Annotated in this window: 21 protein-coding genes; 12 read left to right on the top strand and 9 right to left on the bottom strand. The window is 33.4% G+C overall.

The genetic code is table 11. The annotated features are described in order from the left end of the window. The 7 genes from ACP6PL_RS16075 to ACP6PL_RS16045 all read left to right on the top strand — a co-directional run. On the top strand, window positions 1-503 hold a 503-nt coding region (locus ACP6PL_RS16075), incomplete at its 5' end, for a hypothetical protein (protein ID WP_426546274.1). Window positions 504-705: 202 nt separating this feature from the next. Further along, window positions 706-2,448 (top strand): hypothetical protein, encoded by a 1,743-nt coding sequence (locus tag ACP6PL_RS16070; protein WP_426546273.1) that lies wholly within the window; start codon window positions 706-708, stop codon window positions 2,446-2,448. Between the two features lie 418 nt (window positions 2,449-2,866). Beyond that, a complete protein-coding gene (locus ACP6PL_RS16065) occupies window positions 2,867-3,727 on the top strand; it encodes a class I SAM-dependent methyltransferase (RefSeq protein WP_426546272.1) in 861 nt (286 codons plus the stop codon). Window positions 3,728-4,045: 318 nt separating this feature from the next. Then, on the top strand, window positions 4,046-4,591 hold the full coding sequence (rfbC, locus tag ACP6PL_RS16060) for a dTDP-4-dehydrorhamnose 3,5-epimerase (protein ID WP_426546271.1): 546 nt from the start codon (window positions 4,046-4,048) through the stop codon (window positions 4,589-4,591). Window positions 4,592-4,872: 281 nt separating this feature from the next. Beyond that, window positions 4,873-5,754, top strand: a complete 882-nt coding sequence (gene rfbD, locus ACP6PL_RS16055; protein WP_426546270.1) for a dTDP-4-dehydrorhamnose reductase — start codon at window positions 4,873-4,875, stop codon at window positions 5,752-5,754. Window positions 5,755-6,098: 344 nt separating this feature from the next. After that, window positions 6,099-6,863 carry a thioesterase II family protein gene (locus tag ACP6PL_RS16050; protein WP_426546269.1) on the top strand — a complete coding sequence of 255 codons (765 nt, stop codon included), beginning with the start codon at window positions 6,099-6,101 and terminating at the stop codon, window positions 6,861-6,863. A 258-nt stretch (window positions 6,864-7,121) separates the two neighbouring features. Continuing rightward, window positions 7,122-8,870: a hypothetical protein gene (locus ACP6PL_RS16045; RefSeq protein WP_426546268.1), complete on the top strand. Its 1,749-nt coding sequence runs from the start codon at window positions 7,122-7,124 to the stop codon at window positions 8,868-8,870. Between the two features lie 287 nt (window positions 8,871-9,157). Here the strand turns inward: ACP6PL_RS16045 and ACP6PL_RS16040 are convergent, their stop codons facing one another. After that, a complete protein-coding gene (locus tag ACP6PL_RS16040) occupies window positions 9,158-9,748 on the bottom strand; it encodes a hypothetical protein (RefSeq protein ID WP_426546267.1) in 591 nt (196 codons plus the stop codon). A gap of 389 nt (window positions 9,749-10,137) precedes the next feature. Between ACP6PL_RS16040 and ACP6PL_RS16035 the strand changes: the two genes are divergently transcribed. Both ACP6PL_RS16035 and ACP6PL_RS16030 read left to right on the top strand, forming a co-directional pair. After that, window positions 10,138-11,100, top strand: coding sequence for a glycosyltransferase family 2 protein (locus tag ACP6PL_RS16035; protein WP_426546266.1), 963 nt, complete (start codon window positions 10,138-10,140; stop codon window positions 11,098-11,100). Between the two features lie 149 nt (window positions 11,101-11,249). Continuing rightward, window positions 11,250-11,432: a hypothetical protein gene (locus ACP6PL_RS16030; protein ID WP_426546265.1), complete on the top strand. Its 183-nt coding sequence runs from the start codon at window positions 11,250-11,252 to the stop codon at window positions 11,430-11,432. Window positions 11,433-12,193: 761 nt separating this feature from the next. Here the strand turns inward: ACP6PL_RS16030 and ACP6PL_RS16025 are convergent. Further along, window positions 12,194-12,445 (bottom strand): hypothetical protein, encoded by a 252-nt coding sequence (locus tag ACP6PL_RS16025; protein WP_426546264.1) that lies wholly within the window; start codon window positions 12,443-12,445, stop codon window positions 12,194-12,196. 118 nt (window positions 12,446-12,563) lie between these two features. On the opposite strand from ACP6PL_RS16025, the gene ACP6PL_RS16020 reads away from it, so the two are divergent. After that, complete coding sequence (locus ACP6PL_RS16020) at window positions 12,564-12,977, top strand: hypothetical protein (protein WP_426546263.1); 414 nt, start codon at window positions 12,564-12,566, stop codon at window positions 12,975-12,977. 546 nt (window positions 12,978-13,523) lie between these two features. On the opposite strand, the gene ACP6PL_RS16015 is transcribed toward ACP6PL_RS16020, so the two are convergent. Beyond that, window positions 13,524-14,099 (bottom strand): Uma2 family endonuclease, encoded by a 576-nt coding sequence (locus ACP6PL_RS16015; RefSeq protein WP_426546262.1) that lies wholly within the window; start codon window positions 14,097-14,099, stop codon window positions 13,524-13,526. A 170-nt stretch (window positions 14,100-14,269) separates the two neighbouring features. Continuing rightward, on the bottom strand, window positions 14,270-16,219 hold the full coding sequence (locus tag ACP6PL_RS16010) for a DUF6798 domain-containing protein (protein WP_426546261.1): 1,950 nt from the start codon (window positions 16,217-16,219) through the stop codon (window positions 14,270-14,272). 880 nt (window positions 16,220-17,099) lie between these two features. Between ACP6PL_RS16010 and ACP6PL_RS16005 the strand changes: the two genes are divergently transcribed. Beyond that, window positions 17,100-18,782, top strand: a complete 1,683-nt coding sequence (locus tag ACP6PL_RS16005) for a CHAT domain-containing protein (protein WP_426546260.1) — start codon at window positions 17,100-17,102, stop codon at window positions 18,780-18,782. A 240-nt stretch (window positions 18,783-19,022) separates the two neighbouring features. Further along, window positions 19,023-19,625 (top strand): hypothetical protein, encoded by a 603-nt coding sequence (locus tag ACP6PL_RS16000; RefSeq protein WP_426546259.1) that lies wholly within the window; start codon window positions 19,023-19,025, stop codon window positions 19,623-19,625. 180 nt (window positions 19,626-19,805) lie between these two features. Here ACP6PL_RS16000 and ACP6PL_RS15995 read toward each other — a convergent pair whose 3' ends face one another. The 5 genes from ACP6PL_RS15995 to ACP6PL_RS15975 form a co-directional block, all read right to left on the bottom strand. Beyond that, window positions 19,806-20,345 (bottom strand): HEPN domain-containing protein, encoded by a 540-nt coding sequence (locus ACP6PL_RS15995; RefSeq protein ID WP_426546258.1) that lies wholly within the window; start codon window positions 20,343-20,345, stop codon window positions 19,806-19,808. Further along, entirely contained in the window at window positions 20,329-20,442 is a 114-nt protein-coding gene (locus ACP6PL_RS15990; RefSeq protein ID WP_426546257.1) for a ParA family protein, read from the bottom strand. The genes ACP6PL_RS15995 and ACP6PL_RS15990 overlap by 17 nt, the downstream gene beginning before the upstream one ends. Before the next feature lie 10 nt (window positions 20,443-20,452). Further along, the gene (locus ACP6PL_RS15985; protein WP_426546256.1) at window positions 20,453-20,962 is read right to left on the bottom strand and encodes a DUF4112 domain-containing protein; all 510 of its coding nucleotides are present in this window, start codon (window positions 20,960-20,962) and stop codon (window positions 20,453-20,455) included. Window positions 20,963-21,189: 227 nt separating this feature from the next. Beyond that, complete coding sequence (gene dnaK / locus ACP6PL_RS15980) at window positions 21,190-23,106, bottom strand: molecular chaperone DnaK (protein ID WP_426546255.1); 1,917 nt, start codon at window positions 23,104-23,106, stop codon at window positions 21,190-21,192. A 286-nt stretch (window positions 23,107-23,392) separates the two neighbouring features. Then, complete coding sequence (locus ACP6PL_RS15975; protein WP_426546254.1) at window positions 23,393-23,515, bottom strand: hypothetical protein; 123 nt, start codon at window positions 23,513-23,515, stop codon at window positions 23,393-23,395. Window positions 23,516-24,478 lie beyond the last annotated feature (963 nt).

Below are 24,478 nucleotides of genomic sequence, written 5' to 3'. Positions count from 1 at the left end.
TTACTTACAAAATTCACAGGCAAGCTTTTCCAAAATCAGAAATAGAAATCTCATTCATCTCTATTGCTGCATACGCAATAGGAATTTTGACTCAGTTTCCTTTTGTTGCGGATATCGCAATAGGAGCTTTTACTTACAAAATTCACAGGCAAGCTTTTCCAAAATCAGAAATAGAAATCTCATTTATCTTTATTGCTGCATATGCAATAGGAATTTCGACTCACTTCTCTTTTGTTGCGAATATCGCAATAGGAATTTTTGCTTACAAAATTTGGAGGCAAGCTTTTAGCAAATCAGAAATAAAAATTTTATTCATCTCTATTGCGATATACGCAATAGGAATTTTGACTCAGTTTCCTTTTGTTGCGGATCAGGCAATAGGAATTTTGTCTCACTTCTCTTCTGTTGCGAATATCGCAATAGGAGCTTTTACCTACAAAACTGACAGAGAAATTTTTAGCAAATCAAAAATAGAAATCTCATTCATTTATATTGCGATATAGGCAATAAGAATTTTGACTCACTTTTCTTCTGTTGCGGATATGGCAATAGGAGTTTTGAGCTATAAAATCCAGAGTTAAACTTTTAGAAAATCAGAAATAAAAATTTGATTCAGCTATATCGCCACACAGCTCTAAAGAGACGGGACTTTAAACTTCGCTTTAAGGTAATATTTCCAAAAGCTACCTGCAAATTTTCTAAATAATGCAAAAAATATTTTCCCAAACCAAAATATTATTACTAACCCTCTATGTTTTCCCAGTCTTATTACTCCTTTGGTTTCTCGCTAATTTTAGTGTCAATGTTCCCTACTGGGATCAATGGAGATTAACTCCTATCTTTGAGAGAGTTGCTCAAGGAAACGCCACATTTTTTGACTTTTTTACAGTACACGGACATCACAGAATATTAATACCAAAATTAATCATTACTGCCTTAGCTTTTGCCACTAAATGGAATACTCAAGCTGAAATAATTTGCAGCGTAATTTTTGTTATAATCACATTTTTTGCTATTTGTAAAATAGCCGCAATTAAATTTCAGCATCAAAATAAAAATATCCTACATATAGCAAATATTTTAAGTTGTCTATTATTATTTTCCCTAGTACAACATCAGAACTGGTTATGGGGATTTACCCTATTTTGGTTTCTGACAAACCTATGTCTAATAATGGCAGTATATTTTATTCATGCCTTAGAAAATTTGTCAGCAAAAACAAGAATATTTATAGCAGCAATATTTTCTTTAATCGGAAGTTTTACATTAATCCAAGGATTACTCTCTTGGCTGGTTTTAATTCCATCAATATTATCTATAGAAGGGAAAGCCAAACAAAAAATTAGTAGATTAACTATCTGGATTTCGTTATTTATAGTTTCATGTATTATCTACGCAATTAATTTTAATCCGATTCGAGAACCGAAACCATTTTTATTTACAGAACAACCATTTTTGATCATAAATTACTTTTTAGCTGTTCTAGGTTTACCTTTAGTTAGACTTCCCATACCTGCAATATTAACAGGATTAATATTATTGTCTGGTTTCCTATTTTTTACATATTACTTTCTCAAGAAACCTTTCTATAAACTCACTTTTTTTCCTTCTGCCATTCCTTGGTTAACAATAGGTACATTTTCTCTAATTTCTGCTCTATCTATTTCTGTAGGTAGAGCAGAATATGGAGTTGAAAATGCAATGATTTCTTCCCGATATACAACCACATCAATATTATTAATTATCTCTCTAATTTATCTTCTAGCTTTGTTTGTACAGGAGCAACAAAAATATTTATCAATATATAAAATTTTTGCTGTCGCAATCACAGGAATTCTGATGATTAACTCGCTGTATGTTGTGAGGAATGTAAAATTAAGTTTTCCCTATATGCAAGGTCGGAAAGAATGTCTAGAAATAATTAACTATTTAGCAGATTCAGAATTTATCAAAGAATCTTCAGATAGTTGTTTAGTATTAATGAATGGTAAAACTTGGTTAGTTAGACAAGGTGCAGAAATTATGGAAAAATTAGGATGGCGAGAATTTCCTCAAAATTTAAAATTTATCAAACAACCAAAACAAAATAATGGTTATTTAGATAATCCTCAAACAACTGCAAAACCTCTAATTATTAAAGGTAATGATACTTTAAATTTAGGAGGTTGGGCAATTAAACCAGATGGAAAAGAACAACCTAACTTAGTATTGCTTTCTTATGGTGAAAATCAAGATTTTTTTGCCAATGCTATTGTTAACTTAGAAAGTAATGATATTGCTAAAATTATGAAGTCAAAACTTTATAGTAGAGCAAGATGGAAAGTAAAATTTTCAGCTAAATCTTTACCTGTGGGAGAAACTATCATTCAAGCTTGGGTTTATCACTCCAACAAACAAGAATTTGTCAAGTTAAACAATGAAGTTAAGGTTAGAGTAGAAAATACTTGACAATTATTCAAAAATATATATATTTAAACAAATAACAATAACTGCTCAAATTACCATGAAATTAATTTTATGGCTAATAGCTGAAATTCCTTTTAAGGAAATAAAATACTTATCCTTCTTCAAAGAACTTGAGCTGTAAGCCAGAGATTTGAATCCCAAGAGAATTCTCAAGTAGAATCTCTTCATTAGTTATTTGTTCTCCCTAGGAATTTACATTTCCTCTTGAAGAATGTTGTTTTTTGATTATTCATATAAGCAATCAACCGCTATAATTGTGTTTTTATCAAATAAAATAACATATATTTTTTGCCAAGCAAATTTATTTTTCTTCGGAGATAAAACATTATTTAGATAATGATAAATACTACCTTTAATATTTTTACAAAATCATAAACAGAAGTAATTTTAATCAAATATTATGCAAAAAAATCATTGCCCCTTATGTCATACAAATAAATTTAACTACTACAAAGCAGGCGATGAGTATCTATTAGCAAAATGCGATAAATGTGGTATGGTATGGGATAATCATCCACCAGCAAATCCTACCGAAATCTACCAAGAAGATTATTATAATAACGATTTTCCTAAAGGAGGATATTCTAATTATTTTCAAGGTATGAAAATCAATAGCCAGACTTTTCGCAAACGTTTATTAAAGGCTGAAAAAAAACTTTCTAGTCATGGCTTATTATTAGATGTGGGTTGTGCTTTAGGTGATTGTTTGGAACAAGCAAAAGATTTAGGATGGGATAATCCTCAAGGTTTAGAAATCTCACTCTATGCAGTAAAATTTGCTCAAAGCCGTGGTTTATCTGTATATCAAGGAGATTTGTTTAATCATGGTTTTGAACCTAATTCTTTTGATTTGATTATGTTGCAAGATATGATTGAACATACGACAGATCCTATTGCTCAACTAACAGCAGCTTATCAACTTTTGAAACCTGGAGGATGGATTTTTATTACTACTCCAAATGTGGGAGGATTTTGGCATATATTACTAGGGTCTTTATGGTATCATTATAAACCAGCAGAACACTTGACTTATTTCTCCCTTGATACGATAAAATTTGCTTTGGAAAAAAGTGGATTTTCTGATGTAGAATCAAAGCCAACCAGTAATTTAATGAGTTTGGGATATATTTTGAATAGATTGAAATATTATCAGCAGATTTTGTTCTCTTTCTTACTTTCAATTTCTCAATTTTTTAATCTAAATAAATTAGTCTTTAATCTATGGATAGGAGAATTAGAAGCTTGGGGGAGAAAGAGGTAATGGATAATGGATAATGGATAATTGATAATTGATAATTAATCCCCAGAGCTTTAAAGGGTTTCCTTTTAATGAGAAAAAAGAAATAAGATTTCTGTACTTGATTCAATCCTCTCGGTTTTAACCAGAGGTAATCAATAATTGATAAAAAGTTTTTAGAGACGAACGTGTCAGTTAACAGATATCATTTTATCAGCTTTTTTCTATAGCCCTAGGGGCAAATAAAAAGTTAAATTTCCGTACCCTAAATGCGTACTACTATATTTTCTATTCCCTATTCCCTATTCCCTATTCCCTTATCAATCAACTGAGGTCAAAAAAATGAATGTAATTGAAACAGAAATTCCTGAAGTATTGTTAATAGAGCCAAAAGTTTTCGGAGACGAACGTGGCTTTTTTATGGAGAGTTTTAATCAACGCAATTTTTCAGAGAAAACAGGAGTAAATCTGGAATTTGTGCAAGATAATCACTCTCGTTCTAGCAAAGGTGTATTGCGGGGTTTACATTATCAAATTCAACAAGCTCAAGGCAAATTATTACGAGCAGTTGTAGGAGAAATATTCGATGTTGCTGTAGATATCCGGAAAAATTCTCCTAATTTTGGTAAGTGGGTAGGTTATCTTTTAAGTGCAGAAAATAAACGACAACTGTGGGTTCCTCCTGGTTTTGCTCATGGTTTTTTAGTAGTGTCTGAAACTGCTGATGTTTTGTATAAGACTACTGATTATTATGCACCCGAATATGAGCGTTCAATTCTGTGGAACGATCCAGAGATTGGAGTTGGTTGGCCTTTAGATGGAATTGAGGTAAAGTTATCTAAAAAAGATGAAGCTGGTACAACTTTAAAAGATGCTGATTTATTTTAATAAGAGGAGTCAAAAGTCATACTATCTTGATGATAAATTACTACTCAGCAATTCAAGGAATAGAAAAAAATCACTCTTTGAAATCTAGAATAATTACAACTTTTAGAGAAGCAAGAAAAAAGCTTTCAAAGAACTAATCAATCATCTTATCAGTTAATATCTTCATGGCTGGGATAAAAGGTTGGAGTTATGCTAATTGAAGAAAAGAATAGGGAGTCGAAAGCCCAAAGTAGAAATCATTTCCTCCGAATCAGATAAAAAATAAAATCGAAAAATTACAAATGAAAATCTTATTAACAGGTATTAACGGACAACTAGGAAGTCAACTAAAACCCCTCATTACAAAAATAGGAGAAGTAACAGCAGTGGGGCGAGAAAACTTAGACCTGGCAGACCCCAATGCCATCTCCCAACTTATAGACCAAGTTAAGCCAGAACTAATTATCAATGCCGCAGCTTATACAGCAGTTGACAAATCTGAAAACGAACCAGAATTAGCTCATGCTGTAAATAGTATTGCCCCTGGAATTATGGCAAAAGAGGCAAAAAAATTAGGAGCAACCTTAATCCACATTTCCACAGACTATGTTTTTGATGGTAGTCAAAGCACACCCTACATAGAAACTGACCCAACAAACCCCCTTGGAACTTATGGTAAATCTAAGTTAGCTGGAGAAGAGGCAATTCGAGAAACAGAAGCTAATCATATTATTATCAGAACAGCTTGGGTATATGGAGCTTATGGAAAAGGTAACTTTGTCAAAACCATGTTGCGGGTAGGTAAAGATAGAGAAGAATTGAGAGTTGTCTACGATCAGGTCGGTTGCCCAACTTGGACGGGGGATTTGGCGGAGGCGATCGCTCAAATTATTCCTCATCTTAATTCGGAAACCTATGGAACTTATCACTATACAAATAGTGGAGCTATTAGTTGGTACGATTTTGCTATGACTATTTTTGAGGAAGCAAAACAATTGGGTTTTCCTTTGGAGGTAAAACGAGTAGTTCCCATTACTACTGCAGAATATCCAACTCCAGCAAAACGACCTGCTTTTTCAGTTTTGAATAGTGGGAAAATTTCAAAAGTCTTGGGAAACCATTCTCCATACTGGCGAGATAGTTTGAGGCAAATGTTAAAACAGTTAGCTACTTTGAGTAATTAACAATCAGCTTTTTTTGTTTTTCAGAATCTGAAAAATTTGTTGATCAATCAAATTACCAGTTGCCCTCCCTGGAGCAAAATTTTTCCAACAGAATTATAAACACAAGACTCACTTACAGAAACTATGTATAGTAAGCAAAAACTATAACGTTATAGTTTTTCTATTTGAAATCCATTAGTGGCTTATAGTGGTTTTCACAAAGGTAGACTAAAAAAGTTCTTCCTTCTACCTTTAAGCCAAAAACCTCTGTATTCTATATCAATCAAAACTGCTATAAGTATTGAAAAAATTACTCATCAAAAGCTAATTTTTTTTATACCAATTTCGAGATAATAAATTTGCCAATGAATTCCACTATTACTCCTTCTCCTTGGATAAAAATATTTTCACCAATTTCTCAACCAACCCTACGTTTATTCTGTTTTCACCCTGCTGCTGCTGGTGCTTCCTTATTTCGCCTTTGGGGAAAATACTTGCCTTCAAATATAGAGGTCTGCGCCATACAACTACCAGGTAGAGAAACTCGGATTAAAGAACCTCTGATTAGTGAATGGGATCACCTATTGCCTAACCTGACTCAAGCTTTGTCTCCCTTAATTGAAGAATATCCCTTTGTATTTTTTGGGCATAGTCTTGGTGCGTTAATAAGTTTTGAAGTAGTTCGTAAACTACGCAGGGAAAAACTTCCTATTCCTAAATATATGTTCGTCTCTGGTCGTCGTGCTCCTCAGATTCCTATTGATAATCTACGTCATCAAGCATCTAACCCGATTTTAATTTCCACATTGCGTGAATATGGTGGTACCCCTGAGGCAGTCTTGCAAAACCAAGAGCTAATGGAATTGTTTTTACCTGTATTGCGAGCTGACTTTACCCTCAATGAAAAATATACGTATTTTGCTGAAGCACCTTTAGAATCTCCTATCGTTGCTTTTAGAGGTACAAATGATTTGGAAGTTAGCTTGCAATATTTATCCGAATGGGAACAGCATACTATTAGTAACTTTGCCTTACATGAATTTCCGGGCGGTCATATGTTTTTCCAACAACAACCAACAGCTTTAATAGAAGCAATATCTAAATTTATTAGTTTAGGGAGTAGGGAATAGGGAAAAGTGAGGAGGAAAGAAGGAAGAGGGAGGCTGCATCTCATCTTTGCAAAAATACTTTTTTCTATTCGCTGTTCCCTCTTCCTTATTTGCTAAAAGTGATAAATTTTTGGCTTTCTTCTTTCAAATTAATCCTTACATTCGTGCCAAAATCCGTGTCTTGCACTCCCGTTTATGTTAATCAAAAAAAAGTCAGAAATTACTTTTATAATTATCACTACCATAACAATTTTACTACCTGCTTTCTATGTACTTTTTATGATATCGAAAGCAGGAGAGTTACTAAATTTCGATTATTGGTGGATGATTAAAAATATCTATTCGATAGATGGCTTTTCCACTAATATTTTTGACTGGATGTTTCGAGCAAATGAACATTTTGTCTTAATTCCTGCCATAATTTACGCCCTGAATATTCTGATTACCAAAGGTTCTAATATTGGGTTGTGTCTGGTTACATTTGTTCTAGCTTGTGTTCAGGGAATTTTGTTAATTTTATTAGTACCCAATACTCTCAAAAAATATCGTTCGATACTTTTATTATTAATTTTATTCATCTCAGTTTTTAACTTTACTCCCGCTGCTGCTCATAACTGGATGCGCGGATATAGTGGAGTACATTGGGTAATTGCTAATTTGTTTGTCATTGCCTCAATTTTTTGTGTAAAAAAATTACTAGAATCTCAAAAAAATAGATTTGCTATTGCCAGTATAGCTTTGGGAATTTTAGGATGTATTAGTTATAGTACCGCTCTAGGAATTTGGCCGATATTATGTGCAGTTGCTATTCTATATAAATTGCCAAAAAAATTTACTATCTCTTATCTATTTTTCTCTGTTTTAGTAATAAGCATTTATTTCCTTACCTACACAACGCCCTCTCACCATCCCTCGTTATCTAAACTGAACTTTATTGATATATTTGCCTATATTCCTGTTTATCTAGGAGCAATTTTTACTCATAATATTCCCGTCGCTTCGGCAATAGGTTGGATAGGATTAATTTTGGCAGGAATATTCTTAATTTATTGGTTATTTTCATCTTATCCTCAAGATTTTTTACCCTGGTTATCAATAATAATTTATACTTTTGGCACTGCTTTAATGGCTGCTGTTAGTCGTTCTGGGTTTGGAGCAGAACAAGCGATCGCTTCTCGTTATGCGACTCTACCTTCCCTATTCTGGTTAAGTTTAATTATCCTGATTTTTTTATGGTTAAACAAACAGCAAATTACTCTGAGAAAACAATGGTATTTTGTCATGCCATTAGTGGCAGTTTTGACAGTTTTAACTATATCAATGTATCGAGTAGGAACGGAAACTTTTAGAGAAATTGCTCATCGGGCAACTTTTCAACCTTTAGTAGCATTCTCTTTACAACTCGGCATTTCCGATCCGACTTTAATTAAAGAAAAAGTAGGCAACCGCCCTGCTGCTTTTTTAGGATTAGTTGATGCTTTAAAAGCTGATGGTTTAGTACCTTTTAATCGAGATATAAAACAGGATAATTTTTGTGCCAACTTGGATGAGAAAATTAATTCTAATTTATTAACTGCAAAACTCCCAGAAAATTTACAGGGATATTTTGATAATGTGACTAAATTTTCTCCGACTACAGCTAGAGTAAATGGATGGGTTAGTGAATTCAAAAGTCAAAAGTCAAAAGTCAAAAATGAATTCAAAAGTCAAAAGTCAAAAGTCAAAAGTAAAGATAATTATGAAATTAAATGTATTGTTATTTTGAATCAAGAAAATGTAGTAAAAGGTTTTGGAATGTCAGGTTTTCCTCGTGGTGATGTAGCAGAATTATTAGGAGCAGAATATGAATTTTCAGGTTGGAAAGGATATATTGAAGTGAAAAGTAAAAATTCAAAAGTCGAAAATTCTGAAAATATCGAAGATTCGCAGCCAGAGATTTTAACCGCTTATGTGAAATTTAAAAAAGGTAAACATTGGATAGCTTTAAACAATCAACATAATTGGGGAAAATCGGATATATCTCAGTGAAAAGTAATTTATTCAAAAGTCGAAAATTCTGAAAATATTCAAGATTTAAACGAGAAGACTTTCACAGCTTATCTAAATAGAAAAATTTTCAAAATTGGATAACTTTGGCTAAACACCATCATTGTGAAAAGTCGGATATACCTCAGTGAAAAGTAATTTATTCAAAAGTGGAAAATTCCGAAAATATGGAATATTCACAGCCAGAGATTTTAACTGCTTATGTGAAATTTAAAAAAGGTAAACATTGGATAGCTTTAACAAATCAACGTAGTTTTGATTAATACCTATCATAATCTGTCTATTTCTTCATCTCTATTACTATCATCAAAGAAAAATAGTACAAGACGAGATATCAAACGTATATATGTATCCGGTAAGTAATTATGAGATATCGGTGTTTCTGAAAGAATTCTAGCTGATATTTTACTCATTAATTTATTCTTCAGAATTATATCTTTTTTTTCGGCATTACTTAAACTGTCATCATAAAATGACAAATTTTGCAATTCAGCTAACACTTGATTTAAGTCACCTAAATTAAAATCTTCAATACCATTTTTGATAGCTGTAGCTAGAGGTAATAAACCAATCTTAGCAGAAGTATTCCCTATTAGGTAGGCTAAACTTCCTGTCTCCTTATTCCTTGATTCGATTTCTTCTTGAAGAGCGACTACAATCTCAGATAATTCAGTTTCATCTAAAAAAATTTCTCTCAAATCTGGAGATAGCATCCCTTTAAATAGCTCAAATCTTTCATCTTTAGATAATTTAAGGGAATACGTCTCTAAAATAAATCCTATGTCCGCTATTGCATTGCGACGAACTGTATTATCACAGGATTTGATTTGTTCTATTAGCTCCACAACTTTTTCGTTCATATCTTTTATCCTATTGAATAGATTTTTGTCAGACTAATCTTTTATAAAAAGTATTATCAATAAAAGCTAAGTGTCAAGGGAAAATATTTATAATTAAGATTTATTTCCTTTTATAGCAAAGAAAAAGTTGGTTAGGAAATATATTGGCGATAAATCTTAGGCTAGTTTATGTTACATTTAAGACTTGTCAAGATTGGATAATTTTAACCAATCAATATAATTTTAATAGTGGTGGTACATTATAGTAGTTTATTGTGATTATATTGGTGGATGAAACAGTGGAAGCAATATGCTCATTTACTAAATGTTGTTTGTTACTATTTAATACTACTTTCTATTCTTCACTATTCACTATTTCCTATTCCCTTTTTAATAATTAGAATTGAACATTGAAAAATACATACCTCAGTTTTGTGATTCCAGTTTATAACGAAGAAGCTACAATCAAACCCTTGTTTGAGAAAATTTTGGATGTAATGAATTTAGCAGAAATTGATAGCTATGAAATAATTTTTGTCAATGATGGTAGTAGCGATCGCTCTTGGATAGAGATTAATGAATTAATCAAAAAATATCCCCAAAAAATTAAAGGGATTAGATTAAGAAAAAACTTTGGTAAATCTTCTGCTTTATCTGCTGGATTTAAAAAAGCTAGAGGAAATATTATCTTTACTTTAGACGCAGATTTACAAGATGATCCGGCGGAAATACCTAAATTTTTAGAAAAATTAGAGTCGGGATATGATTTAGTTTCTGGATGGCGCAAACATCGTAACGACCCTCTTTCTAAAACATTACCATCCAAATTATTTAATGGAGTTACATCAATTTTAACTGGAGTAAAATTACATGATTTCAACTGTGGCTTAAAAGCCTATAAAAAAGAAGTATTAGACTGTATTAAAGTCTATGGAGAACTACATCGATATATTCCCGTCTTAGCTGATAGTTTAGGATTTAAAATTACTGAAGTAACTGTCAGACATCATCGGCGAAAAGAGGGAAAATCTAAATATGGATTGGAGCGTTATACTCGTGGTTTTATTGATTTATTAACTGTTTTAGCAACTACTCATTATTTACATAAACCAGGTCATTTGTTTGGGAGTTTAGGATTATTATTTGGTGCTATAGGAATGACATCTTTAGGTTATTTAATTGTGCTTTGGTTTATGGAGATTCGACCTATAGGTACTCGCCCTTTATTTTTATTTGGAATTTTATGTATTATTCTGTCTGTACAATTAATATCTTTAGGAATTTTGGCAGAATTAATTACTAAAAATGTAGATAATGATTATGTAGATAAACAGATTTGTGAAGTAGTAGAAGAGAGTGAGGAAAATGTTTAGAGGTAGACTATCTAAGAGATTTTCAAAAGAAATAAATTTTTCTGGATATAATCTATGAATAAAATAACACAGAGGTATTTTCTATGAGTTGAGTAACTAACCTAATTCTAATTTTATCTATTGAGGAAGTATTCGATGAAAATTTTAAAATGATTGAAACTTCACCCGCAGTAATTAATATTAATTCTTGGCTGGAAAAGAATGATAAAGGAACCCTGAATAATTTGTCAGATTATGCAATTGGTGGAGGAAAAAGTATGCAAGCTCGGGTTTATGGTGCAGCTTTCAACTTTTTAGATATAGATAATTTTATAGAAGTTGTCAAAGCATAGAATTGGCGAGCAAAAAAGGATGTTCAACTACTTATCAAAGATGAAGAAGATAGTTGTTTTACCATGTATAAGCTAAAAGATGATTAGTTAAATATAAACATAGTTTTAGAGTAATAAAAGCTGACAAGACTACCTTTAAATCAAAGAAATTGAGCCTCAGTTTTAAGTAATACTTTCGGAGCAAAACAAGAAAAATATTAATTACCACCTAACAAATTTTCTACCTACTGCTTTTCTGCCTCAGACAAATAAGTTATTGTTTCAGTTTTAGTCTTTTAGTTTAAAAATTTTTAAGTTTGTCAGGACTTAATGACAAAAAAGCAGAAAATTTGTCTGAAGTAGTCAACGAGATTTCAATATTTTTAGCTCTTGCTCTAGTTTTTGTAATGATATATACTCAGGTATAATCAATAGGTTAGTTATTGCTAAAAGTAATTTTGAAGCTGCAAAAAGTGATTATTTCGTTATTTTTAGAGGCAAATACTCTAAATTATTTTAGGATGAATGACTAATTTTTCCCTCGTGATTTTTTACCAGATTGACAGATTGGCAATTTTGTGGAAGTTTGTGGCAAATAAGAAAATATAAGCATAACCAATTTTTGCTTGCGGGTAAATAGGTAAAAAAGAAATCAGCGTTTCAGAGTTGTTCAACGATCTTGTTGAGAATCAGTTGCTATTTGCTCTAAAGCGTAAATTCCTCCTAGTTAAACAAGTTTGTCATTGTCACTTTCTAATTGTTCAACTGCTTTGCTCTATATTTCATTTCTGCAACTTGCTTCTGTTGAGTTGCTCCAACTTTAGGCTTTCTAATTCAGATGAAGACTGTTGTAATTGATTACCACTGTTAAGGCTGCAATCTGTTCTCTGGTGAATAGGAGTTGCTGGTGGATCTTCAGGTGCGCTTTTATCATTACCTTTATCGCTCTCTAATAGATTTTTAGGTACAGTATTATTATTACCTTGACCACTCTCTAATTCAGATGAAGATTGTTGTGATTGATTATCAGACATGGAAAAATATCCTACAAATAAAAACAGTACAAAATACAATAACATAATCCTAATATATAACTATACGGAATACCGAATCAAGCTTACTCTTGATGATATTAATTCCTTGAATACTAAATTGAGTACAGTTTTAGGCTTTAGTGCAACTTCTATAGTTTTTTCAATAAATCTCCCTAATCAACCTTTTTTATCTACCACAACAGATTCAAATCTTTGCTACTCCTGTTTAATTCTCAAAATATTTGTCTGTATTTTTCTAGCTATTACTATTTTGATCTGTGTTCAAGGATTTTTGCCTAAAGCTTCGGGAGGAATGACACCTCCACAAATTTTGATGGATGAATATTACGGAGACTCAGATGAAAGGTGTAGATTAGTTATTACCAAAACTTGGATTGAAGCTTTGCAAGAACTTGAAAATTCACGATATGAAAAAGCCGAATTTACTAAAAAAGCAATTATCATGTTATCTATTGCAGCTTTATTAGCAGCCATAGATATTATTTTAGCTACTTTTATTCCCCTTTTATAAGTAAATTATAAAATTGATTATCTTTAATCAAGCATCCGAAAAATCCTTTTAGCTAAATCAGAATCAATAGTTATCAAATCATAAATTAAATAGTAAAAATAACAAAATAAATTCTCCTGAATATCCTGCTAATACCATTTATCCATGAAGTTGCGCTTAATATAAAGATAACAACTATCAGTACATTTCAGGTCTGGGTAAGAATTATTAAGCGCATTGTTACAGAGAAATGCTATAAAACAAAAAAAAGTCAAAGAAAAGATGGGTGCATCTAATATTTGCCAAAATACTTTTTTCCTATTCCCTATTCTCTCTTTCCTGTTCCCTATTCCCTGTTCCCTGTTCCCTAAAAGCGATAAATTTTTGGCTTTCTTCAAAATTGAGATGCACCCGAAAAGATTCAGTTAATTTTGGTGAAAATACCTCAGATAGCAATTGGGTATAATTTAAAATTTGATTATTAACTAATATTTCATTTAGAGTGTTCCTAAAAAAAAAGAATTAGGAATACAGTATATATAGTGCGATGCAAAATTTGTCACAAATTTATTCATCTTCATCAAATTCATTAAACACAGGCGGCCAAAGTTCAACAATAGGTAATTCCCACTCACCAAATAGTTCAGGAATAGTCAACTTATCCCCATTTCTCAACTCAATTTCTTCACCATTGGAACGATAAACTACAACTATTTCCTCATCTGGGTCTATCAAAATTCCTACTTGCGCTCCTAATTCTAAATACTTCTTTATTTTCTCTTTTAAAGGTTTAATTCTGTCGCTTTGAGATTTAATTTCTACTACTAAGTCTGGCACTAACTCCCCAAAATAACGAACACTTTTTTTGAGACGTTGGGCACGAACAAAAGAAACATCAGGAACTTTAAGATTAGTATCTGGAAGAATAAAAGCACCACTAGAATCAAATAAACGTCCAAGACGACGTGGATAAACCCAATTACCCAATAGTCTAATTAACTGAACGCCAACTTCACTAGAAACAATATCTGATGGACCCATAACTAATATCTTTCCTTCGTCTAATTCTAGTTGATAATCTAAACCTGCTTGATTCAAAGTACCTTGCAACATTTCCAAGTCTTGAACTGTGAGATTTGACATAATATAGCAATCCTTTTAAGTTGTAATATTTTAGTGGGAGTTAGGAATCAAGAGTCAAAATTTCAGAGGATTTCATCAAACTTGTGGTAAAACTATCACAAGCATCTTGGCTGTGATACTACATATACTGTACCAATAATTATAATTCTGGCTGATAAATCAAACGTCTACTAATCAGAATTTATTTGAAAAATCGCCCATTCTCCTTGTTTATACAGAACTTTTCCTTCAATATCTCCATGCCAGTCAACTCTAGTTAAAATATATTCAGCTCCATATTTTTTCGCCACATTAACTAATTCTTTTTCCGTCTGTTGGGGAAACAATATTTCCATTGCTCCCACCGCTAATTTATCATTCAAAGGAACGCCAAAAACGTCTTCCATCCGATTTTTCCACTCTTTAATTCCCCTATCTGTTTGCGGAAAATGTTTAAAGTCAACAATAACTGCCCTCTCTGAAAAAAATTGAAAATTTGACACAAATGGGGGGATTAAAATCACATCATCTTTATCACTAATCTCCCTAAATCTTAAAGCTAGTTTCGTAATTTCATCTTGAGGAACTCTATTAAATTTTACCTGTTGTTCAAATACCTCTAAAATTTTTCCTGGCAATGCCTCAAATAATCCTAAAGCAAATACTAAAGTTGCGGAGAGCGCTAAACTATAAGTCATTAACTTTTTCTGGGCTATCGCCACATCAACCTCATCTAAAATAAACGGGAAAATTAATACTAAAAATAAACCAAATATAACAAACAAACGATTAAAAATTGAATCTATTGGTGGATGTAAAAAGTAAAATATTAACCCTCCTAACAGCATCAACCAAACTATTAATTTATAGCGCCATCTCTCCAGAAAAAATAATCCCGCTGATAAGCTGAAAAAGCAAATACCCTGATAAGGTACAGGCAACATTAAAGATATTACCAATAGTAAACCCACCCCTAAATTTCCCTGTTGATATAACTGATTAACTAAAACACCTACAGCAATAAATATCATCAACTGAGCAAAAGGAACAGTTCTTGCCAACTGTAACTTAGCAAATAAAGCTAAGGGGTAAACTTCCACAAAAATATAACCCAAAAACAAAGCCAAAATTGACTCAGCAATAATGAGATAAAACTTCCATTTCTCTAGACATCTCACATCAGTAAAACTTAAATTTTTTTCCCTGAATTTTTTTTCTTTGATCTTTCCTATTTCTACATCTGGAAAAGGGGAACTCTGGGAGATTATTTCCCCTCTTATAGACTGCTGCAAAAAATATTCTGATTTAGCAATATCAATTTTGTGAATACACAAACAACCACCCAGAATAAAACAGATAAAATCTAACCTAATTTGCCAATTCCAATAAGTAGGAATAATATGATGAGGATTCCTTACCCAACCATAGATGAAAACAAATTCTTCATTAGTTAATTGATCGGTGCTAGTTGTTCCAGTCAATACCATAGGTAGATAAACTAAACAAGCCAAACTCAACCAAATAACTAAGGGCATAATTACCAAAAAAATAAATTCATATCGAAGCCATAAATTCATCAATTTAGTACTACTTTTAACTTTTGAATTACCCCCTTGAGGAGGGTAAGAGGGGGGTTGACTTTTGATGTCCCCAAAAGAGTTTACTTGTTTAACCTTCTGATTTTTGATTGCTTCAATTAACATAATAGGAATCATCATAATCCCCGGCAAAACACCAATCAAAAACTGTAATATTGAAGCAATACCAAAAAATAAATAACCAATTATCCATCTTTGCCGTAAACAAAAATAAAACCCCCAAACTGTCAAACTCATGGCAAATGTAGCAGGTATGGGAGTATTAGGAAAAAGTTTTAAATATCCTATCAAAGTGTAGGATGTTAAACTCAGAAAAATTAAAACTGCTGCTGAGAGTTTGGATGGAGTAAAAATTTTACTTATAGCAGATAAACCCCAGATAAAACTAATAAATGAAATTAGATAATAAATTACATAAGTAATGGAAATACTACCAGTAAATTTGCTGAGAAAATAAACCAAATATTGATAGTAATATCTGGGAGTAAACTGCAACATTTCCTGAACATAGTAATCATTCACATAGAGTTCAGGATTCAACATTGATTTAATTTGAGGAACGTGGGTATAATGATTTCCCACGGGAAAAGTATATCCTCTGGCAAGAAATGACCCGAGAATTATAAAGATAAATAGGGATAAAGAGAAATGCCAACTATATTTTTTCAAGTGCCACATTTGTTATCAAATAAAAAAGGAAAAAAGAAAATTTATCAAATCAATATCCTCTGCAGCAATAGGGCTTAGATAAAACTAAAATTCATAAAATATGTAACCATTAGATCGTATTTTTAGATCACATAATTGTTAGGAAAAAATATTTTTTAAGTAAGTATTTTCTTCATAATCATACGAAAACAGCTTTTGAACGTCATCACTTACTAAGATTAACTGATAGCCTTTTTTCACAAAAAATTATTAGGATTGCTATATTTACAGCATTTTCCGAAGTCATGAAGTATAATTGACAGGGTAAATATTTTTTGCTTGTTTCCCATCCTCCCTACTCCATAAAACCATCAATATTATGTACTTCATCAAGTAGGAAACTACTGCATAATTCATATTCAGATTATGCAACGCCCAAAGTTTGTTTAAATCCCTTTTTAAACTATAGATTACCGATAGCTAAATCCTATTTAATACAACTAAAAAAGCTGATTGCTATCTAAAATGTATACTTATATATCTTCTCAGCTATAAAAGACCTCCAACTCATGTCAGTCCTACAGTAGCCATATCTAACAACTTGGCCATTAATTGTCAAAACTTACCCATCATCCCTGCCACATTTGGGTAAGCTTCAAGAGCCAAAATTATCTTTAATGATGCAATCAAAGCTAAAGACTTACAATAATATAGATAAACTACTTATAGATATCTTCAAGTACATTAAAAATAAGAATAGTATAGAAAAAATTGAATGCCTTTCCCTCCAGAAAGTCCTTGCCTAAGTATAGCGATCGCCCGCCTGAACATCCCAGAAACTAATCACTTTGCAGTCTGGGTCATGCAGGCTCCTTTCCAACGGGGATATGTCCACCATGACCAGATGTGGCCAGAAACCTTGTCACAAGATTGGCAGGCTTGGTTAGAAGTCTTCTCTCCCCAAAGTTTACCTGCTATTCCTATTGGTACACCTCAACCTGCCTTAGCATCAAACCAAAATATTCATCCTACCTCTCAATCTGGTGTCAAAATAAATCGTACCAGTCGCCTAATGCAAAATTTGGGAATTAGCCTCTGGCAGTGGCTATTTCAAGGAGAAATTGCTCATAGTCTCCACCAAAGTCAAGGTATTGCTATTGGCCAAGAATTGCCCTTACGGGTAAGATTGGATATCCGCCAACCAGAATTAATTGCCCTACCCTGGGAAATTATGCAACCAGGAGTCGCTTTACCCGCCTTCTCTCTAAGTCGGGAAATTTTGTTCAGTCGTACCACCAGTGATGTTAACTCCTTACGCAGCCAACCACCTTCCCAATTTCTGAATATTCTGTTGGTAATTGGGGAAAGTACCCCTAAAGGACAATCCTTCACAGGTAATGGCCATCAATCTCTAGTTCCATCCAAATTAAAATTGGAAGAAGAAGCAGCCCAACTAATTGAGGTTTTAAAAGCTCACAACATTACAAACCCTAATGCACCAAGAGGTAATCCTACTATCCCTTGTAGAGTCGATACACTAATTCAACCTACTCCAGAAGAATTAATTTCCTATCTAGATAAAAAAACTTATAATGTACTTTTTTATGCTGGTCATGGTACACCAGGTCCAGATGGTGGTTGGTTATTTTTGGCACCTGACACAACCCTTAATGGTACTGAGTTAGCACAAATTTTAGTCCGCAATGGAGTAACCCTGGCAGTATTTAATGCTTGCTGGGGAGCGCAACCTGCGACAGAGCGTTTATCTTCTGGTGAGGTACAAGCAATACCACGCAGTAGTCTAGCAGAAGTATTAATCCATCATGGAGTACCTGCTGTTTTGGGGATGCGAGATGAAATTGCCGATCAAGAAGCTTTAAGTTTTATTCAAGTTTTTGCTCAAGGTTTGACAGAAGGAATGTTGATAGATCAGGCAGTAGCAGTAGCAAGACAACAGCTATTAACTCTCTACAGATTTAACCAACCAGCTTGGACTCTACCAGTATTGTATATGCACCCAGAGTTCAATGGTCAATTAGTTCAAGTATTTGATGAATTAGTAACTCAACTACCTACTAACTCTCCGACTTGGATTAGCGGTTACACTTCTAGAGCTTTTTTACGTTCTCAAGATGATAATAATCAAGTTTGGCCAATTTGGGTTGGTACAATTTCAGTTGGGCGTTCTCAGGAAAATGATGTGGTGATTTTGGAGCGGTGGGTTTCCCAAAAACACGCGGAAATTTTTTGTCGTTGTTTACCAAATGAAGAGGTTGAACCAACTTATTTTTTACGAGATATTTCTCGTTTCGGGACTTTAATTTATCAGTCTGGTAGTTGGCAAAGAATACATCGTGATGAGGTTGTTATACAATCAGGAACACTGTTAAAATTTGGCAGTTCTCAAGGTGAAGCTTTTGAGTTTGTGATTGAAACAACAGAAGAACTTAATAGTTAATCCAAGCTAGATTACGGAACTAACTAGGTTGCTTTTGTAGCTAAGTAAGTAGCAAATTAAATATATTGCTAATTATAGCACTAGACATTTAGGGCGCCAAGATTGGTAAATCCTGTTTACTGATCCTTGACCTAGAAAAAACTCAGTCAGAAATTACTTTTGACTTTTAACTTTTAACTTGCGCGTAGCGCTATACCTACTTCTAGTAGAAGATTCTTATGTATACCCAGGAATAAAATTATGAATAATCAGCCTTCCCGTTCTCAATTTTCTGTTAATTCTTCTACTGAGGTAGAATTAGATTTCTTGAGTGCGATCGTTCTGGATGATATTGCTTATCCTTGGAACCCTGAAGCACCAGAATCAGATGCTTATTTTAATTCTCTCGAACAAGAGCTACCTTTGTCTGATTTAGTTAATGATGTGGAAATGACTACCGCTTGCCAAAATTTTTATAGTCAAACTGAAAAACTTTGGCCAATTATTGATACTCAGAATGCTTTATATAAAAAGTTTGCAGGTCTTGCTCCCAAGAATTTACTCAACAAGTTAGGCAAGATTGCTATTAATGTTGTCGATCAGGTGAATCGTTTAGGTTCTACTTTATCTCTCTCAGATCAATTGGTACATTGTGTCAGCGAAGTTTTACCTGGTTGGGATTTGGAAGATTTGGAAGTAATGGCACGTCCTCTTGCTTATTCCATGCGTGGAGAGCAAAATGATGCAGTAGAAAATACTTTGGCAGCAGTGCAAGCTGTTGATTGGTATGATTTATCAGAAGTTGAACAAGCACGCTTGAGTTTAGCGATCGCTCTCTATGCTATATCCCAAGTCAGTAATTAATTTTTCTCTTCCTAAATTCTATATCATCATTGCTCATAACAGTTTTCATTTTTTTTACATACTCGCCTTTCATCTCTACCTAAATCTTCTTTTTAACTAGGGATAAAAGGCGTTGATTTTTTTCATATTTTCTAATTTGAACTCTAAGCATTTTATTACACCTTTCTAAATTCACTATCATTAAATAATTGAATGAATACTGTCAACAACCTGTTCGATAAAATTAACTGCACCACCAACCATAATTTCGTCAATTGCCCATCTATTACCTAAACTTAAAGTTGGATCTATGTCTGCTTCATGAGCAATCTTATTTCGACGGTCAATAATAATTTTTAATTCTTGCTTAATATCCTTATCTGTTCTACCCATAATATTTGCAACTTCTAACCACAATTTTTTATCTGAAATTAGCCTAATTGCATCTGCTATACTATCAGGTTGTTGAAAACTTTTATAACTATGTCGCTGTCGAATTTCATCTTCTAAATATTTTAACCCTTCTCTTGCAGTAGCTAAAGAAATTTGAAAACGAGAAAATGCAGGAGGTTCAGGACGTAAACCTTGATGTATTTCTAGCATTCCTAGTCTCACAACTTCAACTTCATGTATATAAAAGTCTAAAGCACTTACAACTAGAACTAGGGAAGCTCTCAAAATATCTGAAAGATCGAGAACAGAGGTAGACTGAGCTTTAACAGAATTATGAATAGCTATCAAATTTTCCCTTAGATGCTAACATCCAACCCAAATTAAATGTTGTGGTTGTTTTACTGACACCACCCTTATGATTAAAAAGTGCAATTTTTATAACCATTTTTATCGATCTAACCAGGTATAATAAACTGTATGATTTTGACTAACAAACTAATAATAAAAACGCCCAAAGCAGCAATAGCAATTACAAATAAAATTAAGCCACCTAAAAGTAGAAAAATAAACCAACTATCGGCTTTTTTACTAACTTTGGGAGATGCTAAATGACTCTCCAATAGATCCATATTTTTAGAATTTGCTTTCCATGCAACATCAAACAAATCGCCAAAAACAGGTACAGTACCAGCTAGGGAATCAAATACTATATTAGAAGCCATTCGTGTTAAAGTTTCTTTGGGTAATCCCATAGTTGCTGCAGAGAACACAATATAAACAGAAATTAGTCCTCCCAAAACATCACCGCCACCAGGAATTAATCCTATCACTGGGTCAAGACCAACACCTAATGATGTACCAGGAACACGAATAGCATTATCAAGTAAGTCACTAAGTTTACGCAGTTGTCTAACCTTAGCTGCTTGAGGTTGATCGCCTGGAGTAGTAGGAGAAGGTTTTGCCATCAGTTATCAGTTAAGAATACTCAATCTTCAGGGTTGTACATTAAATAATGATAATAGATTTTCAACTGTACATAATCTTGAGGAGATAGTTATCCAAAAATATCTACTTTCAGATTTCATCATTCTTGATTATGCAACGTTCAATCTTCTTTAGAGGCTACTAAAATACAGTTGTAGGGGTTTGGTTACCAAACCCCTACATGATAGTTTTGCTTGACAGTTATAGACTATTTCGCCTCAGTAAAATCAGCATCAATTACATCATCTCCACCTCCAGCACTTGAGGAAGAAGTAGAAGCACCAGCATCACCATTTGGTGTAGTACCATCACCAGGTGTGCCATCAGCTTGTTGATACATATTGCTGCTAACAGTGTAGAGAGCTTGTTGTAACTCAGTAGTGAGAGATGTAATCTTCTCATCGTCTTCTTGAGCAACAGCATCACGCAAGTCTTTAATCAAACCTTCAATCTTAGTTTTATCAGCTTCAGGAACTTTATCTCCCAACTCTTGAATTTGCTTCTCAGCTTGATATGCTAAAGAGTCAGCCTGGTTTTTACGGTCAATTTTCTCGCGACGCTCTTTGTCTGCAGCAGCATTTGCTTCTGCTTCTTGAACCATCCGGTCAACTTCTGTATCTGGCAGAGTGGAAGCCCCTGTAATACTAATAGATTGCTCCTTACCAGTACCTTTATCCTTCGCAGTTACATTCAGAATACCATTAGCATCAATATCGAAGGTAACTTCAATTTGAGGTACACCGCGAGGTGCTGCTGGAATACCATCTAAGCGGAAAGTTCCCAAACTCTTGTTATCAGTAGACATTTCCCGCTCACCTTGCAGTACATGAATTTCTACATTTGTCTGACCATCTACAGCAGTTGAGAATACTTCTGATTTCTTAGTAGGAATAGTAGTGTTGCGCGGAATAATTTTGGTCATTACGCCACCTAGAGTTTCCACACCCAAAGATAGTGGAGTAACGTCTAACAAGAGAATGTCTTTAACTTCACCTGCTAATACCCCAGCTTGGATAGCAGCACCAACAGCTACCACTTCATCAGGGTTCACACTTTGGTTGGGGTCTTTACCTAGAACTTTCTTGACTACCTCTTTAACTGCTGGAATTCGAGTGGAACCACCAACTAATACTACTTCGTCAATAGCTTTTTTATCTAATTTGGCATCCCGGATAGCATTTTCTACAGGAATCCGACAGCGATCGATGAGGTCTGAACATAGACCTTCAAACTCAGCTCTGGTAAGAGTTATATCTAAGTGCTTAGGTCCATCTTGAGTAGCAGTAATAAATGGTAGGTTAATTTCTGCCTGGGTAACGCTAGAAAGTTCAATCTTTGCTTTTTCTGCTGCTTCTGTTAAACGTTGTAGAGCTTGTTTATCTTTACGGAGGTCGATACCTTCTGCTTTTTGGAATTCACCAGCTAGATAATCAACGATTTTCTTATCAAAGTCATCACCACCAAGGTGAGTATCACCAGAAGTAGCTAATACTTCAAATACACCGTCACCTACTTCTAGGATGGAAACATCGAATGTACCACCACCAAGGTCAAATACTAAAATAGTTTCGTTACTTTTTTTATCTAAACCATAAGCTAGAGAAGCTGCAGTTGGCTCGTTGATAATTCGCAGCACTTCCACACCAGCAATTTTACCAGCATCTTTGGTTGCTTGTCTTTGGGAGTCATTGAAGTAAGCAGGTACGGTAATTACGGCTTGCGTTACTGTTTCGCCAAGATACTTACTAGCATCATCAATAAGTTTACGCAGCACTTGGGCTGAAATTTCTTCGGAGGCATATTGTTTTTCTAGTGCTGGGCAATCTAATTTAACATTACCGTTAATGTTGAGAACTTTATAGGAAACTTCAGTAGTTTCGTGGGTTACTTCATCGAATCTACGCCCGATAAACCGCTTTACTGAGTAGAATGTGTTTTGGGTGTTCATCACTGCTTGACGCTTGGCGATTTGACCCACCAGTTGTTCTCCTTTCTTCCCATAAGCTACTACAGAAGGAGTTGTACGAAAACCTTCTGCATTAGCTATTACTGTTGGTTTACCACCTTCCATAACAGCAACGCAGGAGTTTGTTGTACCTAAGTCAATTCCGACTACTTTTGCCATAACAGTGTTTTTGCTCCATTAAATACAAAATTTTTGCTTATTTGTCAACTCTATTTTTTTGATTGACTTAAGGACTAATATTGAAGCTCAATAGTTTAGTTTGAGTTTAGGGTAAGTCCAGTTTAAATACAGTCTTAAGATTAAGTTACTTATATCTATACTGCGGTTAGTTAGAGGATTCCATGAAGGGGTATTTACCGAACATCATGGAATGTTAGGCTTTGAGGCACTTTATATACTTTTATCTCTTTTCCCTTTCTAATTTAGGGCTAAGAAGCAATTGCTGTCATTGTGGCAAACCGTAAGTTAAGTGTTGTGTTTGCCGTCTAGCGATCGCTTTTTTGATAGTTATAGCAATTAAAAAAAAAGAAGGTGAGAAACCAGAAAGTGTGAATTTTATGCTTAACATAAGCTAATATAATGCTTTTTTTTCTTCTTTTTTTATTCATTTTTCCTTCTTCCTTCTAAGTTGCCTATACATTTAACAAAAATTTATCTAATTTTTATTATAAGGATGATTGAAACTGATACCTAATAAAAAATGATTATTTTTTGATACTAAATCCGGTTTAGATTGGTTAATTATGAAACAAGGCAATAGGGGAAATTTATAAGTATCTCTAAGATCCCAGATTACACACATCAACTGATAAAATTCAAATAACAGTAGTAAGTAGCTAGCTATTTATACTCCATAAGGAATGAGAATTAAATCGAGTCCAGATTTTTTTTAAAAGAACTCAAATGATATATAGTTTAGGCAATTTAACTTTTGTAGATAATAAAATCCTCATTCCTAAATTATCTTCATTGCAAGCTTTCGCTTTAAAGGGGATGAAAAGCAGTCATTTTGCTGGTGCATAACTCCGTAATCAACCAAGAGAATAAAATTCAGTATTTTAAGCATCTGGGGTTGAGCCGAGGTTACTGATAACTGAAATGACCTTTCTCAAAGTCAAATTATCAGGAAAATATTAAGAGCGTAAATAGTTAATTAGAGTTTGTGCTTAAAAGTCTTATGGGTGAGGGTAGGAGTCAGGAATTTAGAGAAAGCAGGAGGAAGAATTATCCCTCAATTTCTCTGTCCAAATCTTGCTGTTAATACTAACTTTTTGAGGCTTTTTAACTCAAAGTGAGCGCACTTTTTCCAGACTTAAAAATACCAAAAGCAATATCAGTAAACACTTTCATTCTTTTTAGCGCCAACCCTAATTATTTACTATTATTAGCAACCATTATTTTTTCCCGACTCCTGATTTTTAATACTAAGTTTTGGATTGCAGAATTTAGGTTTGATAAACTGGACTTAGTATCAGTTATTATACCAATTTAATAAATGTTTGTTACAAATAGACAGGGTATTTTTTAGGAG

The organism is Dapis purpurea BLCC-M126, assembly GCF_050015975.1.
Taxonomy (GTDB): domain Bacteria; phylum Cyanobacteriota; class Cyanobacteriia; order Cyanobacteriales; family Microcoleaceae; genus Trichodesmium.
The sequence above is the reverse complement of the archived record's forward strand: the minus strand, read 5'-3'. Positions and strand labels throughout refer to the sequence as shown.